14 protein-coding genes are annotated in these 15,543 nt (G+C 67.9%); 6 read left to right on the top strand and 8 right to left on the bottom strand.

The features are described 5' to 3' along the window. Positions 1-8: 8 nt before the first annotated feature. On the top strand, positions 9-776 hold the full coding sequence (locus PSS76_RS20190; RefSeq protein WP_005516081.1) for an IclR family transcriptional regulator: 768 nt from the start codon (positions 9-11) through the stop codon (positions 774-776). A gap of 49 nt (positions 777-825) precedes the next feature. Here the strand turns inward: PSS76_RS20190 and PSS76_RS20185 are convergent, their stop codons facing one another. From PSS76_RS20185 to PSS76_RS20175, 3 genes are all read right to left on the bottom strand, one after another. Continuing rightward, positions 826-2,124: a class I SAM-dependent methyltransferase gene (locus PSS76_RS20185; RefSeq protein WP_005516080.1), complete on the bottom strand. Its 1,299-nt coding sequence runs from the start codon at positions 2,122-2,124 to the stop codon at positions 826-828. Continuing rightward, positions 2,121-3,599, bottom strand: coding sequence for an FAD-binding oxidoreductase (locus tag PSS76_RS20180; RefSeq protein ID WP_005516078.1), 1,479 nt, complete (start codon positions 3,597-3,599; stop codon positions 2,121-2,123). Before PSS76_RS20180 ends, PSS76_RS20185 begins: the two co-directional genes overlap by 4 nt. Before the next feature lie 119 nt (positions 3,600-3,718). Further along, positions 3,719-5,320 (bottom strand): ABC transporter substrate-binding protein, encoded by a 1,602-nt coding sequence (locus PSS76_RS20175; RefSeq protein WP_005516076.1) that lies wholly within the window; start codon positions 5,318-5,320, stop codon positions 3,719-3,721. A gap of 171 nt (positions 5,321-5,491) precedes the next feature. Here PSS76_RS20175 and PSS76_RS20170 point away from each other — a divergent pair, with 171 nt between their 5' ends. The 3 genes from PSS76_RS20170 to recR are packed head-to-tail and all read left to right on the top strand — an operon-like array spanning position 5,492 to position 6,916. Next, complete coding sequence (locus PSS76_RS20170) at positions 5,492-5,926, top strand: SRPBCC family protein (RefSeq protein ID WP_005516074.1); 435 nt, start codon at positions 5,492-5,494, stop codon at positions 5,924-5,926. Positions 5,927-5,974: 48 nt separating this feature from the next. After that, positions 5,975-6,298: a YbaB/EbfC family nucleoid-associated protein gene (locus PSS76_RS20165; protein WP_005516073.1), complete on the top strand. Its 324-nt coding sequence runs from the start codon at positions 5,975-5,977 to the stop codon at positions 6,296-6,298. 9 nt (positions 6,299-6,307) lie between these two features. Next, entirely contained in the window at positions 6,308-6,916 is a 609-nt protein-coding gene (gene recR / locus PSS76_RS20160) for a recombination mediator RecR (RefSeq protein ID WP_005516072.1), read from the top strand. Here the strand turns inward: recR and PSS76_RS20155 are convergent, their stop codons facing one another. After that, positions 6,917-7,852, bottom strand: a complete 936-nt coding sequence (locus tag PSS76_RS20155) for a LysR family transcriptional regulator (RefSeq protein WP_084848680.1) — start codon at positions 7,850-7,852, stop codon at positions 6,917-6,919. Between the two features lie 155 nt (positions 7,853-8,007). On the opposite strand from PSS76_RS20155, the gene PSS76_RS20150 reads away from it, so the two are divergent. Beyond that, positions 8,008-9,333: an NAD(P)/FAD-dependent oxidoreductase gene (locus PSS76_RS20150; RefSeq protein ID WP_084980074.1), complete on the top strand. Its 1,326-nt coding sequence runs from the start codon at positions 8,008-8,010 to the stop codon at positions 9,331-9,333. Positions 9,334-9,400: 67 nt separating this feature from the next. Here PSS76_RS20150 and PSS76_RS20145 read toward each other — a convergent pair whose 3' ends face one another. Then, positions 9,401-10,945, bottom strand: coding sequence for an acyl-CoA synthetase (locus tag PSS76_RS20145; RefSeq protein WP_337456576.1), 1,545 nt, complete (start codon positions 10,943-10,945; stop codon positions 9,401-9,403). Positions 10,946-11,058: 113 nt separating this feature from the next. Further along, positions 11,059-11,973, bottom strand: a complete 915-nt coding sequence (locus PSS76_RS20140) for a DMT family transporter (protein ID WP_337456575.1) — start codon at positions 11,971-11,973, stop codon at positions 11,059-11,061. Between the two features lie 74 nt (positions 11,974-12,047). Here PSS76_RS20140 and PSS76_RS20135 point away from each other — a divergent pair, with 74 nt between their 5' ends. Beyond that, positions 12,048-12,950, top strand: coding sequence for a LysR family transcriptional regulator (locus PSS76_RS20135; protein ID WP_022593666.1), 903 nt, complete (start codon positions 12,048-12,050; stop codon positions 12,948-12,950). A 6-nt stretch (positions 12,951-12,956) separates the two neighbouring features. Here the strand turns inward: PSS76_RS20135 and PSS76_RS20130 are convergent, their stop codons facing one another. Continuing rightward, entirely contained in the window at positions 12,957-13,892 is a 936-nt protein-coding gene (locus PSS76_RS20130; RefSeq protein ID WP_044990355.1) for an oxygenase MpaB family protein, read from the bottom strand. 5 nt (positions 13,893-13,897) lie between these two features. After that, a complete protein-coding gene (locus PSS76_RS20125) occupies positions 13,898-15,433 on the bottom strand; it encodes an aldehyde dehydrogenase family protein (protein WP_084924851.1) in 1,536 nt (511 codons plus the stop codon). Between the last annotated feature and the right edge of the window lie 110 nt (positions 15,434-15,543).

Below are 15,543 nucleotides of genomic sequence, written 5' to 3'. Positions count from 1 at the left end.
ACGCGGCCGTGTCAGATGACCGTGAACAGGCTCCGGCCACGTCGATGCTCGACCGGATCGAACTGGTGCTCGAGGCACTCGACGACAACGGTTACCTGACGCTGAGCGAGACCACCCGGCTCACGGGAATCCCCAGCTCGTCCGCGCACCGTCTCCTGGAGAAGATGGTGTCGATGCGGTGGCTCAACCGGGACGGATCCCGGTACGAGCTGGGGATCCGCCTGTTCGAGCTGGGTTCACGGGCGATCCGCAATCACTGGTTCCACCGGGTGTCGCTGCCGATCATGCAAGAACTGCATCGCAGTACGGGGTCGGTGGTCCACCTCGCGTTCCTCGACGGCGCCGACGGCGTCTACTGGGAGAAGGTGTCGGGATCGTTCGGGGCCAACGTGCCGTCCCGGATCGGCGGACGCTACCCGGCGCACCGCTCGGCGGTCGGCAAGGCGCTGCTCACCCAACTGCCGCCCGAGGCGCTGGACGGTCCGGTGTTCGATCATCTCGAGACCGGTATCGTCGGCGGCCGCCGTGCGCTGCGCGAGGAACTCGACCGCGCGGTCTCCGAGGGTGTCACGTACGACCGGGGCACGTTGTCGCCGTCGCTGGGGTGCGTCGGGGCGGCCGTGTCGAAGGGGATCCCCAAGCCGGCGGCGATCTCGATCTGCGGTCCGGTGGACCGGATCACGACGGACCGGCGCATGATCGAGGCCGTCCAGCGGGCGGCTGCGGCGATCGAGAAGGCAGCGCGTCAGGTCGACGTCGCCTCTCGCACCACGTGACGGAGGGCCGCCGTCCGAGTGGACGACGGCCCTCCGGGTCTCGGTCGGGTCAGCCCTTCCACCACGGGCGCAGCGGCACGTCCGCCTCGCCGTTCGGGCCGAGCTTGACGGCCAGCACCTGGTGGAGCTGAACGACGTTGCGCTCGAAGCCCAGTCGCGAACCTGCCATGTACAGGCCCCACACCTTCGCGGTGCCCTCGCCGACCTCGGCGACGCACTTGTCCCAGTTGTCCACCAGGTTCCGGCACCAGCCCGCCAGGGTGAGCGCATAGTGCTCGCGCAGGTTCTCCTCGTGGCGCACCTCGAGCCCCACGTTCTGGATCTCACTGATGATCCGGCCGGAGCCGGTGAGCTCGCCGTCCGGGAAGATGTAGCGGTCGATGAAGTAGCCGGCTTTCGCGCCGCCGCGGTTGCCGGGGCGGGTGATGCAGTGGTTGAGCATCCGGCCGCCGACCCGCAGCTTGTCCTTCATGAACCCGAAGTACGACGGGTAGTTGTGCACACCGATGTGCTCGGTGAGGCCGATCGAGGAGATGGCGTCGAATCCGGTCTCCGGCACGTCGCGGTAGTCGGAGAAGCGGACCTCTGCCAGATCTTCCAGGCCCTCCTCGCGGATCGCCGCCTGCGCCCACTCGGCCTGTTCGCGGGACAGCGTCGCACCGATGACCTTGACGCCTCGACGGGCCGCGTAGCGGACCATGCCGCCCCAGCCGCAGCCGATGTCGAGGAGGCGATCGCCCTCCTTCAGCCCCAGCTTGTCGAACACCAGGCGGTACTTGTTCTCCTGCGCGTCCTCGAGGCTCTGGTCCTCGGACTCGTAGGCGGCACACGTGTAGGTCATCGACGGGCCGAGGACGTACTCGTAGAAGGTGTTGGAGACGTCGTAGTGGTGGTGGATCACCTCGGCGTCGCGAGTCTTGGAGTGCCGCAGGCCTTCCGCGAAGCGGCGCCAGCGGGGCAGGTGTTCCTGCGGCGGCGGCGCGATGGGGCGCAGGTTGTCCCATCCGATCGAGCGGGTGATGGCCGCGAGTTCCTTCGCCGACGGGCGGTGGAAGTGCAGGTCGGTCATCGCCTTGAGGATCTCGTAGGGATCACCGGGGTGGACACCGATGGCCTCGAGTTCCCCGGAGACGTAGGCGCGGGCCATGCCGAGGTCGCCCGGTGCGGTGGCCAGGTAGGTGGTACCGCGGGTCGAGTTCAGGTGCAGGCCGTACGGCGCGTCCTCCGGGCCCGTCGCACTGCCGTCGTAGGCGGTGAAGCGCAGCGGAATCCGGCCGTCGGAGACGGTATCGACGATCTCCGCGATCGTGAGCCTGTGCGGGTCGGATTTCGTCCTGAGGGTCGTCACTTTCGTTGCACCGCCTTCGAATAGAGGTCCAGTAGACGTGAATCGGGGTCGTAGCGCTTCTTGATCTGGGTGTAGTGGTCGCCGCCGTACAGCAGCGCGAAGTCGTCCTCGGTGTAGAACGACTCGGAGTAGAGAGACTTGTGGCCGTCGAGCTCGCTGACCTTCTCCTCGATCCGCCGGTTGGCGGCGCCGACGGGCTCGCCGGGCACGATCGGCACCGAGGACCAGAAGCCCACGTTGACGTAGGTGCGTCCGGGGTCGAGGGGATACAGGGGCCACGGCCGCGGTGCGGCCTCGTGCTTCGGCCGCGGTGCGGCCTCGTGATCGGTCCGATCGGTGGCGGATGCGGGTTGTGCGGGTTCGCGGAGCCGCAACGGGCACAACCACAGCGGTTCGATCGGGATCTCGTCGAGGAACCAGCTGAGGAACTGCTCGCAGCGGTCGATCGGTACCTCGATGTCCTGCACGACCCGTTCGCGCGGGGGCCGACCCTTCCGCGCCTCGAGCCGGTCGCCGATGTCGTACTTCTGGTCGAGTCCGATGAGCTTCCAGTAGAAGCTGCTGCGCAGGTACCGCTTCGGCCAGAATCGGCGGATCTTCGGGTTCTGGGTCCCGAAGGCGCGCGAGCACCAGAACCAGTCGGTGTCCCAGCGCCAGAGGTAGTCGCGGATGGTCAGCCGGTCGGTCTTGGGGTGGTTGATCGATTCGTGCTGGATGGACCGGTAGTAGATGTCCATGTCGGTGTAGTCGCTGACCGGGCCCGGCTCGTCGGTCTGCGCGCCGAGCGTCAGATAGGCCTCGGTGGCGGTGAAGACCGTGCCGTCGAGGTAGTCGACGTCGACGCCGTCCCATGTGCGGTCGGTGACGATGCGCGCCATCGTCTCCTCGAGCTGCTTCAGGTCCGTGAAACGCAGATGCCGCAGCGAGACGAACCGCTTCACCGGTTCGAGCTCGATGCGGATGCGCGTCGAGTAGCCGAGAGTGCCATACGAATTGGGGAACGCATGGAACAGGTCCGCGTACTCGTTGTCGGGGGTTGCGGTGACGATCTCGCCGTTGCCGGTGAGGATGTCGATCTCGAGGACCGATTCGTGCGGGAGACCGTTGCGGAACGACGTCGACTCGATGCCGAGACCGGTCACGGCGCCGCCGAGAGTGATGGTCTTGAGCTGCGGCACCACCAGCGGCGCCAGCCCGTACGGAAGTGTCGCGTCGACGAGGTCCTCGTACGTGCACATCCCCTGCACGTCGGCGGTTCGCGCGTCCGGGTCCACCGAGATGACGCCGCTCAGACCGGACACGTCGAGGCCCGGGGCGGTGCTTTTCGCCCGCGCGCGGAACAGGTTGGACGTCTTCTTCGCCAGGCGCACGTTCGCGCTCGGCGGGATCGCCCGGTAACTGGACAGCAGGCGTCGGACCCCCGCACTGTGCGCGGCAAGCCCGATTTCGCGGATACCACTCTTTGAGTCGGCCACGCACTGACGCTATCGCTAGTCGGATCGGTCGGCCATCGATATCCCGGTGAGTCAGAAATATATAGCTATGCTAACGACCGCGCGGGGCGTCCCGGAGCACCCGGGACGCCCCGCGTCGATCACTGTCCGACCCAGGCCTGGTCGAGCAGCATGATGTTGTCCGCGTTGCGCTTGACGCCGTGGACGTTGCTGTCCCACGCGGTCAGCACCTTGCTCGGACCCCACACCGCGTACGGGATCGTCTCGTTCGCGCGCGCCTGCACCTTGGCGATGGCGGCCTTCTTGGCGTCGTCGGTGGTCGCGGTCTTCACCTCGACGAGCAGTGCGTCCATCTGCGGGTCGGCATAGCCGGCCGCGTTGTTGCGCGAATCGCTGCCCATGCCGCCGTACAGGCGCAGGTAGGGCGCCTCGTCCATGAAGGCGAACGCCGCACGGGTCAGGTCGAAGTCGTGCTCGACATACAGCTTGCGCACCAGGTCGGTCGTGCTGTTGACGTACTCGATCTGAACGTCGAAGCCCACCGAGTTGAGCGATGCCTGGGCTGCCAGTGCGGCGGCCTCGGCGCTCTTCTCGCTGGTCGCCAGGTACTTCAGCTTGCCGTCGTAGCCGTCGGCCTTGGCCTCGGCCAGGAGCTGCTTCGCCTTGTCGGGGTCGAACGCCACGCCCTCGGCGCCCGACGACCAGCGGGAGCTGTCCGGCACGAGCGTCGAGGCGGCGATGCCCAGACCGTCGTTGGCGCGCTGATTGATCGCCTGCGGGTCGACGCCGTACGCGACCGCCTGCCGCACGCGCACGTCGGCGCCCGGGCGGCCTTCGCGGGCGTTGATCATGCCGAGTGCGCCGAGTCCCTGGATGTCGAGGTACCCACTGAAGCCGGCGTTCACGGCGTCCCGGATCGTCGCCTCGTCACGCAGGATGTAGGCCATGTCCAGCTGGCCGCTCTGCAGCGACTCGAACTGTCCGCGAGCGCCGTTCGTCGGAACGAACCGGAGCTTGTCGAGGTTGGGGCGACCGTTCCAGTAGTCCTCGCGCGGGCTGAGCACGATCTCCTCGTTGGGCGCGAAACGCGTCAACGTGAACGGGCCCGCGCCGATCGGGGTGAATTTCCCGTCCGCCTCGGAGTTCTTCGAGACGACCATGCCGGGGCCCATCGCCAACAGCACGGGGAAGTCGTTCCACGGCGCGTTGAGCGTGAAGGTCACGGTCTTCGCGTCCGGGGTGGCGATCGAGGTCACCGAGTTGGCCCACACCTGCGAGACGTCGGCACGTGCGGCGACGAAACGGTCGATGCTCCACTTGACGGCGTCGGCGTCGACCGGCGAGCCGTCGCTGAACGTCGCGCCCTCGCGCAGCTTCACGGTGAACTGGGTGTAGTCGGCGTTGTGCTCGAGGGACTCGGCGAGCTGCGGCTCGAAGGTGCCGGATTCGGCGTCGGTGCGGATCAGGGTGTCGTAGATCGCGGCCATCTCGGTGCCGCCGGTGGAGCCCGCCGCCTGGGTCTTCGTCGGATCGAGCGCGTTCGGGAACGAATACGAACCGAACGTCACGGTGCCGCCGCGGACCGGATCTCCGGCGTCCTGGGCGACGTTGACCGGGCCGGTCGTGACGGCCGATCCCTCGTTCGACTGGCCGTCGGCGGACGCGCATCCGGCCACGAGCACGGCTGCCGCCGCACCGAGCGCGGCCAGTCGGATGCCCGACCGGAACCACAAGTTCTTCAAAGCTCACCTCGCTGTTTCGTTGTTTCGAGGCGGAGATTAGGACAAATGCCCCATGTCTGTGGCGTAGGTCTCAGTGAGTGAAAACGGTGCGTTGGGTCACTCCGCGGGGCCTGGAAGCGGGGCCGGTCGAGCAGGCAGGATGGAGGAAACCCCGAGCAAGGAGACGTATCAGTGGCACAGGTCAGCGCGAGCAGTTCGATCACCCTCACCGCGACGCCGGAGCAGGCGCTCGGTGCGCTCACGGACTACGAGACGATGCGCCCGCGGATCCTGCCCCAGCAGTACCGCGACTACCAGGTCCTCGAGGGCGGCCAGGGGGAGGGGACCGTCGCGCAGTGGACGTTGCAGGCCACCGAGAAGCGGTCGCGCAACGTCAAGGCGACCGTGACGGTCTCCGGCAACACGATCACCGAGCGCGACGCGAACTCGTCGCTCGTCACCACCTGGACCGTCGCTCCGTCCGGCGCCGGGTCCACGGTCACCACCTCCACCGAGTGGAAGGGCGCCGGCGGTATCGGCGGCTTCTTCGAGCGCACCTTCGCTCCGCTGGGGCTGCGCCGGATCCAGGAGGCCACCCTCGCGAATCTGCAGCGCGAGCTGGCCTAGGGCCGACGGACTACGCTGGCGAACCGACCCGAAGAAAGGACCAGTCCCGTGCAACCAGGTGGACAGCCCGACATGCAGCAGCTCCTCGCGCAGGCGCAGCAGATGCAGCAGCAGTTGATGGCGGCGCAGGCCGAGATGTCGCAGGCCGAGGTGACTGGCCAGGCGGGTGGCGGTCTGGTGACCGCGACGGTCAAGGGCACCGGTGAGGTCGTCGGTCTCACGATCGATCCCAAGGTCGTCGACCCGGAGGACATCGAGACGCTGCAGGATCTCGTGATCGGTGCGATCGCCGACGCGTCGAACAAGGCTCAGGAGATCGCGGCGAGCAAGCTCGGCCCGCTCGCCGGCGGCCTGCCCGGACTCCCCTTCTAGAGGCGCGCCTTGTACGAAGGTCCCGTCCAGGACTTGATCGACGAGCTCGGCAAGCTGCCCGGCATCGGACCCAAGAGCGCCCAGCGCATCGCGTTCCATCTCCTCTCGGTCGAGCCGCCGGAGATCGACCGGCTCCAGGCGGTTCTGCAGAAGGTGCGTGACGGCGTCCAGTTCTGCGTGGTGTGCGGCACGGTCTCCGAGGAGGAGAAGTGCCGCATCTGTTCCGACCCGCGCCGGGACCGGACGATGGTGTGCGTCGTGGAGGAGCCCAAGGACGTCCAGGCGATCGAGCGCACGCGCGAGTTCAAGGGGCGATATCACGTGCTGGGCGGCGCACTCGACCCGCTCAGCGGTATCGGCCCGGACCAGTTGCGGATCCGGGAGCTGTTGGCGCGCATCGGAAACCAGGAGGACGGCGTCGACGTCAGCGAGGTGATCATCGCGACCGATCCCAATACCGAGGGCGAGGCGACGGCGACCTACCTGGTGCGGATGCTCCGCGACTTCCCGGGACTGACGGTGTCCCGGCTGGCGTCGGGCCTGCCGATGGGCGGCGACCTCGAGTTCGCCGACGAGCTCACCCTCGGCCGCGCGCTCTCGGGGCGACGGACGCTGTAGCTACCGCTCTTCCGGTGTGCCCCTGATCTGCTGCGGCGGATTCAGGGGCACACTGCTGTCCGCGGTCACGGTGTGGCGCAGCGACTGCACGAGGCTGGCCAGTCCGGGCGACGACGCCGCACCGCTGCGGACGATGCCGCTCACCGGCACCCGCAAGCGGTTGTTGCGCTCTCGCATCACGCACAGGCCGGTCCCCGGGACCTCGGCGACCGTGCTCGCGTACAGCACCGTCCACGCGCGCGGGTTCGTGATCACGTCGAGGATCGCGGTGTGGTCGCGGGCGAGCGGCGGGCCCAACTGGACCCGTCGCCCGACGTCGACGAACGCGTTCTCGACCACGGTGTGGATCAGGATCTGGCTGTGCCGGGGCGGCAGCAGCAGCGGGTAGGGGGCCAGTTCGCTCAGTTCGACGGTGGAGAACGCCGACACCGGGTGGTGATTGGACGTCGCGATCATCAGGTCCTCGACGCCCAGTTCGACGGTCTCGAGCCCGGGCCGGTCCACCTCGCCGCGGATCAGTGCGATGTCCGCGTCACCGGCCGACACCGCGTCGATGCGGTCGGTGAAGTTCTTGATCACGAACTCGATGTCCAGGCCGGGGTGTTTCTCCCGGACGTCGGCGATCGCGGCGAGGCTCTGCGGCGCGAAGCTCATGCTGGCGGTGATCCTGATGCGGTTGCGGGGCTCCTTCGCGACCGCGAACGCCCTCGTCTCGAGGGTCAACACCTCCTGCGCGATGGGCACGAGCCGGGAGCCGGCCGGGCTCAGCTTCACCACCCGGGTCGAACGTTCGAACAGCGGCGCACCGAGTTCCTGTTCGAGCTTGTTGATCTGGTGGCTGATGGCAGATTGCGAAATGAAGCAGCGTTCCGCCGCCCTGCTGAAGCTGAGCTCCTCGCTCACCGCAAGGAAGTAGCGCAGCTGACGAAAGTCCATGACCCCATCCTACTTATGAGCGATCGAGATAACTGTTCTCCGAATATCCCTGATTACTGGCGTAAATGTCCTTAGCGCTCCTACGGTGTCTCTCATACATCTCGACAAGGTCTCTCGAAAATCTCGAGAAGGAGGCAACCGTGAGCGAAGCAGTTATCGATCGGACCGAAGTTGTGATCGTCGGTTCCGGATTCGGTGCCCTCGCCACGGCGAAGAAGCTGGCCAAGGCCGGCAAGCGGTTCGTCCTCATCTCGGAGACCACCGAACATCTCTTCCAGCCGCTGCTGTACCAGGTGGCCACGGGTGTTCTCGCCGCCGGTGAGATCGCCCCCTCGGTGCGCGCGATCCTCGCGAAGTACCCCAACGCCGACGTCCGCCTCGGCCGCGTCGTCGACGTGCACCCCGAGGAGAAGGAACTCGTCTACGAGGCCGCCGGCGAGCGTCACACGATCGGCTACGACTCGCTCGTCGCCGCCACCGGCGCCCGGCAGAGCTACTTCGGGCGCGACGAGTTCGCGAAGGTCACCTACGCGCTCAAGACCGTCGAGGACGCCGAACGCCTGCGCGCCCAGATCGTGCGCTGCTTCGAGGAGGCCCACACCACCACCGACCTCGAGCGACGCAAGAACCTGCTGAGCTTCATCGTCATCGGTGCGGGCGCCACGGGCGTCGAGCTCGCCGGTCAGATCAAGGAGCTCGCGGGCCGCTACTTCGAGCAGTCGATCCGCGGCATCACCGCCGACGACGTCACCGTCACCCTCGTCGAGGGCGCGGGTGTCGCGATGCCGGCGTACGGCGGCAAGCTCAGCGAGTACACCAAGGAGTCGCTCGAGAAGTCGGGTGTCGAGGTCGTCCTCAACACGCTCGTCACCGACATCGACGAGCACGGCGCCACCCTCAAGGCCCACGGTAGCGATACCGGTGAGCGTCGCACCGCCGAGACCGTCATCTGGTCGGCCGGCGTGCAGGCCAACGACTTCGCGGCGGCGCTCGCCGAGCGCACCGGCTGCGAGACCGACCGCGCCGGCCGTCTGCTCGTCAACCCCGACCTCACCGTCGGTGGCCGCGCCGACATCTTCGCGGTCGGCGACATGACGTCGCTGAACAAACTGCCCGGCCAGTCGCCCGTCGCGATGCAGGGCGGCCGCCACGTCGCCGCCACCATCCTCGGAAAGACCAAGCGTGGCACGCCTTTCAAGTTCCGCGACAAGGGCTCGATGGCGATCATCAATCGCTTCCGCGCCGTCACCAAGGTCAAGAGCATCGAGCTCACCGGCTTTGTCGCGTGGGTGCTGTGGCTCGCCGTCCACATGGTCTACCTGGTGGGCTTCCGCAACCGCTACGTCGCGGTGATGTCGTGGTTCGGTTCGTTCCTCGGCCATCGGCGTCCGCACTTCTACTACGCACAGGAGATCGGGCCGATCCAGGCGCCCGACGCGCGCGTGACCGACGACGACCAGCCTGCGAAGGTCGCCGCCTAGCTTCACCGACGACGGGCGGTTACTGCGCCATCGGCCGAGAGCCGAACGCAGTAACCGCCCGTTTCGGCTATGCGAGAGCGCGCAGTGCGGCGTCGCGCAGGTCGTGCTTCTTGACCTTGCCGGTGGCCAGCCGCGGCAGGTGGTCGCAGAACTCGATCGTCTTCGGCACCTTGTACTTGGCGAGGTGTTCGCGGACGTACGCCCGCAGCGCCTCCGCGGTGTCGTCGTCGCCGGGCACCCCGGGATCGAGTTCGACGACGGCGTGCACGTACTCGCCCATCTCCGGGTCGGGCAGGCCGAACACCGCGACGTCGGCGACGTCGGGGTGCGCCGCGAGACACGACTCGATCTCGGCCGGGTAGATGTTGACGCCGCCGGAGATGATCATGAACGACTTGCGGTCGGTCAGGAACAGGTAGCCGTCCTCGTCGACGTAGCCGACGTCGCCGACCGTGGACAGGCGTGGATTGCTCGGGTGGCGGGAGTCGGCGGTCTTGTCGGCGTCGTTGTGGTACTCGAACGGCACGACGTCGCGCTCGAAGTACACGGCACCGATCTGACCGGCGGGCAGCGGCTGCCCCTCCTCGTCGCACACCACGGGGGTGCCGAGCACCGGGCGGCCGACGGATCCGGGGCGCTCGAGCCACTCGCCGGCGGTCAGGAATGTCATGCCCATTCCCTCTGTGCCCGAGTACAACTCGCTGACGATCGGACCCAGCCAGTCGATGGTCGCCTGCTTGACGGCGGGCGGGCACGGCGCCGCGGAGTGCAGGAAGTCCTGCAGCGACGAGACGTCGAACGAGGTGCGCTCGTCGTCGGGCAGCTTGAGCAGCCGGACCATCATCGTCGGCACGACCTGGGTGTGGGTGACCGAGTACTTCTCGATGTTCGCGAGGAACTCGCGGGCGTCGAAGCGGTCCATCAGCACCACGGTGGCGCCGAGGCTCTGTGCGCCGGCGGACCACTGCAGGGCCGCCGAGTGGTACATCGGAGCCGGGACGAGATACGTCGACTCGTCACTCATGCCCAGCAGCGTCTTCGCGAAGTGCCCGACGTTCATCCCGCGCGGGTCGTCGATCGTGATGCCGGTGAGCGGGCGTCGGATGCCCTTAGGGCGTCCGGTGGTTCCCGACGAGTACAGCATCATGTCGCCGCGGGGCTGCTCGGCGAGCGGCACCGGGGCGAACTCGGCCATCGACTCCTCGTACGACTCGAAGCCGTCGACGACACCGTCCATCATGAACACGTGCGGCCGCTCCGTCAGTTCGTCCACGACCGCGGACGCGAGGTCCGCGAGGCGGAAGGTGGTGACGAGAAGCTTTGCCTGGCAATCGGTGACGATGTAGGCCGCCTCGTCCGCCGTGAGATGCCAGTTGACGGCCGTGATGTACAGGCCGGACCGCACGGCGGCCCAGTACACCTCCAGGAATCGTGGATGGTTCTCCGCGAGGATCGCCACGTGGTCACCTTTGCGGAGACCGAGCGCGAACCATTGTTGGGCCAGCTGGTTGGAGCGGTCCTCCAGCTCGCGGTAGGTCACCACCTCGCCGGTGGGTGTGAAGACGACCGCCGGTCGCTCGGGCGCGGTTGCCGCGTGGATGCCCGGGTACATCTCGAGAAGCCTCCTGGGTGTCTGAGTCGTGGTGCAGGGATGCACGGTGACACTCGACGCGTGTCCGGTGTCACAGTGGACGGGACCTCGCGTCGATGGAACGAGAATCTCGTTCAGCGGGACCGGTCGGGCCGCGACGCGACGTACCACGCGGTGGCGACGACGGTCGCGCAGCCGACGAGCTGCAGGGTCGACGGGCGTTCGCCGAGCAGCGCCATCGCGGCCGCGATCGCGAGCACCGGTTGCAGGAGCAGCAGCGTGGCGCCTACCTCCGGCGCGAGTCGGGGGAGCGACCGGCCGAGCAGCATCCAGCCGAGGACCTGCGCCGACACGGCGAGGGCTGCGAGCCAGCCGAACGCGGCCCATCCGGGCGCCAGGTCGACGGTGCCCCACACGGACCCCAGGGCGGAGCCGACCACGCCCGCGGCCGCGGTGGAGACCAGTACCTGGGTGCCGGCAGTGGCAGCCGTGCCGCGCCCGCCGACGACGAAGATGTAGCCCGCGTACGCCACCCCGGACAGGAGGGCCAGAAGCGTCCCCCACAGCAGGTCCGGACTGGTCGCACCGTCGTCGACGACGCCCGCCGTGAGTGCGATGCCGGCGAACAGCACCGGGATCGTCGCGACGAAGCGGGCGGGAATCCTGGTGCCCAGGAACAGGAACGACAGCAGCGGCACCACTGCCACCTGAATGTTGACGAGCACCGTGGAGATGCCCGCCCCGACGAGCATGATGGCCTGCGACCACAACGCGAAGTCGATACCGAGCAGCGCCCCGGCGACGGCGAACCGCACCGCGTCCGCACGGCTCGTCCGACGGCTGCGCCGGTGCTCTCGCCACGCGAGCACGGCCAGCGGCGGCAGCGCCAGCGCGCAGCGGAAGAACACCGACGTCGCGGGGGAGACGTCGGCGAGGCGGATGAACACCGCGGTCAGGGAGATGCAGGCCGCTCCCGCCACGGCCAGCGCGCGCGCGTCGGTGACGCGGCCGGCGGCGAGGGGAAGGCTGCGAACTTCGACGATCTGCACGGGCTCAATTGTTGGGTCTACCTGCACGAACAACAACTAAGAAGTATTTCTCGAGATTCGGTAGTGTTGCTTCCGTGTTGAACCTCGACCGCGTCCGGGCATTGTGTGCGGTGGCCCGGTCCGGGTCCGTCGCGGCGGCTGCGCGGGTTCTGCACGTGACGCCGTCGGGCGTGTCGCAGCAGTTGGCGAAACTTGAGCGTGAAGTCGGGGTCGCACTGCTCGAACCGGCGGGGCGCGGGGTGCGTCTGACGCCCGCGGGAGAACTACTGGCGCGCCGCGGCGGCGAGCTGTTGGCCCGCGCGTCCGGCGTGGAGGCGGAGATAGCCGCGATGGCCAGCGAGGTGGTGGGCCCGCTGCGGTTCGGCGCCTTCGTGACCGCGTCGCGGCTGGTACTCCCGTCGGCGGTGGGGACGCTTCTGTCCCGGTATCCGCTGCACGTGACGGTGACCGAGGCCGAGACCGAGGTGACCCTCGAGTCCGTCGCCCGCGGCCGTATCGATGTGGGTGTCGTCGACAGTTGGGAATCGGCGCCGGTCGATGTTCCGGCGCACCTGGAGTCGCGACTGATCCACCGCGACACTGCCGATCTCGCGCTGTCCGTCGATCATCCGTGTGCGCGGGACGCCGAGGTGCGGTTGTCGAGTCTCGCCGACATGCCGTGGGTGGCCTGGGGGTCCGGCACCGCATTCCACGAGTGGCTGGTGGTCACCCTGCGTCGGCAGGGTTTCGAGCCGCGCGTCGATTTCGAGGCGTCGGACGTCTCGACACACCTCGCGTTCGCGGCGGCAGGACTCGCGGCCGCGCTGGTTCCCCGGCTGGCAATGGACCGGACGCCAGAGGGGGTGGCGCTGGTGGCGACCGAACCGCGCCTGCACCGCGACATCTACGCGGTGTGGCGGGCCGACAACGCCGGCCCGGCCGTGCGCGCGGGTATCGACGCGGTGGAGGACGCGTTCGGGCGTAGGAGAACGGCGTAGGAGAACTCAGTTCGCCCGTTGCGGGTGATCGTGCTCGACACCCAGGTCGCGGGGGCAGTAACCCACCGGATAACCGGGATAGGTGCGATTGTCCGGGTCGGTTGCCGCCGACGAAGTCCGACGTTTGGGTAGCAGGCGCACCACCGCGGACCGCGCACGCAGGCCCGCCTCGGCCACCGCTCGCACCCTGGGCGACCCCTTCGGGAACCCGAAAGCGAGCGACATGCGTTCGTCGATCAACGCGTACACGGCTGTGGCGACGGGTCTGGCGAGGAAGCCGGGGTACCACGACTGGAACAGCTCGAGCGTGTACGTGCCGATCCGATGATTGTCGTCGCTGTAGACGAACTTCTCCCGCTCGTAGTCCATCTTGAACCGATGGAATTCCTGGTAGGAGTCGGGGATGTGCTTGATCCCCATGCGAATTCCCACCTGACGGTAGAAGTGGAACGAGGCGAGCCGCTCGTGTGGGTGCAGTCTGCGCCAGCCGTAGCGGTCGATCCAGTCGATCGGGTCGTACACGAACGTCGACAGCACGTACAACATGTCGTCGTTCGAGATCGTGTAGCGGCCGTGCATGCGGTTGATGTTGCGCAGGGACTCCCGGCCGCGGGGCGAGTCGTAGCCGTGCTCGACCAGTTCGCTCATCAGGAGGGCGGTGTCGTCGTAGCGCTTCTGCGGTCGCTTCTCGAACTCGCCCGTGCGGGCCAGGAGTTCGGAGATCGACGGCACGCAGTAGGTGCGGAACAGGGCGAACTCGAGCGATCGTTGGTAGTCCCACGGAAACTCGTACCCCGAGGTGATCCGCAGGATGTCCTGGTGCCGGGTCACCGGATCGAGGCCCTCGACGACCTTCACCCACCCCCGCCGCCCCGGTCGTGGTCGCGGATCGCGGTCCGGGCCGGGGAAGCTTCCCGCGCGGCGTCCGTTCGTCAGGGTCATCGCCGTCACCGCCCGTGCCGAGCCTTGAGCATCCACGCGGAGATCTTCATGTCTCGCGCCGATCGCTCGAGCGTCAGCAGATTCAGTGGCGCCGAGAACTTCTGGACGGTCACGGCCTTGGGCCGGCTGAACTCGCGCAAGCCGTCGGCGCCGTGGATGCGCCCGAACCCGGACTCACCGATGCCACCGAACGGCAACGACGGGATTCCGGCGAAACCGAGAACCGAGTTCACCGACACCATGCCGGTGCGCAGACGGTCCGCTATGTCCTTGCCGCGACTGCGGTTCGACGTGAAGACGGATGCTCCGAGGCCGTACGAGGTGGCGTTCGCGCGCTCGATACCCTCCTCGATGTCGCGCACCCGGTTGACCACGACGGTCGGACCGAACGTCTCCTCGCACACCGCCGACGACGATTCCGGGACGTCGGTGAGGATCACCGGCTCGACGAAACGCTCGTGCACCGAGTCGATTCCACCGGTCACTGCGCGAGCGCCCTTCTCCAGAGCGTCGGCGATGTGGTTGCGGACGACGTCCACCTGGCGCGGCAGCGTCATCGGTCCGTAGGTGTCGGCGTCGGACCCGCCCGGTCGGACCCGCTCGACCGCGGCCGTGAACTTGTCGAGGAACTGGCGGTACACCGGTTCGGCGACGTAGATGCGTTCGACACCGGCACATGTCTGGCCGGCGTTGCCGAACGCGCCGAACGCGGCGAACTCGACCGCCTTGTCGAGGTCGGCGTCCTCCGCGACCAGCATCGCGTCCTTGCCGCCGCATTCCGCAACGAGGGGAGTGAGGGTTTCGGCGCAGACCGCCATGACCTTGCGGGCCGTGGGGCCGGATCCGGTGAACGCGATCTTGTCGACGCCGGCGCGACACAGGTCTGCACCGGTTGCGCCGAGGCCCGTGATCACCTGGAGCACGGGTTGGGTGGGGGCGAGCGAGTTCCACTTGGCCTCGAGCCACTTTCCGACACCCGGGGTGAGCTCACTGGGCTTGAAGACGATCGCGTTGCCGGCGGCGAGGGCGTACGAGATCGATCCCATCGGGGTGTACACGGGGTAGTTCCACGGTCCGATGACCCCGACCACCCCGAGCGGCTTGTAGCCGAGGGTGGCCGATTGGTTGGCGCTCACCAGTCCGGACGGGACCCGGCGCGGTTTGAGTACCTTCTTCGCGTTGCGGGCGGCCCAGTCCAGATGCTCGACGGCGAGCATCACCTCGAGCAGGGCGTCGTCGTGCGGCTTGCCGGTCTCGGCCGAGATCACCCGTGCCAGGTCGTCGCCGTCCGAGGCGATCGCCTTCTTGAACTCGAGCAGCCAGTCGCGACGGCCGCGGAAGCCCTGGGCGTCCCACCAGCGCGCCGCGCCGCGCGCCCGCTCGACGGCCCCTCGGACGTCGGCGGCGGTGGCGACCGGGTATTCGGCAAGCGTTTGCCCCGTCCGCGGATCCAGGCTCGCGAAGGTCGTCGCCGCGTCCTGCGCGGCGGGTTCGACGGTTGATCCGGGTGCAGCGTCGCTCGAAGACAGTTCTCGGGTCATGTCGGGCTTCCTCCGTGCCGGGGATCGCATCACATATATGTGATGTGATTTACTGTGTTGACGCTCACACTATTGGTCCCGGCAGACGGGGACAACCCCACGCGCGGTAT

Source organism: Prescottella sp. D32 (assembly GCF_037287305.1).
Lineage (GTDB): Bacteria > Actinomycetota > Actinomycetes > Mycobacteriales > Mycobacteriaceae > Prescottella > Prescottella equi.
The sequence above is the reverse complement of the archived record's forward strand: the minus strand, read 5'-3'. Positions and strand labels throughout refer to the sequence as shown.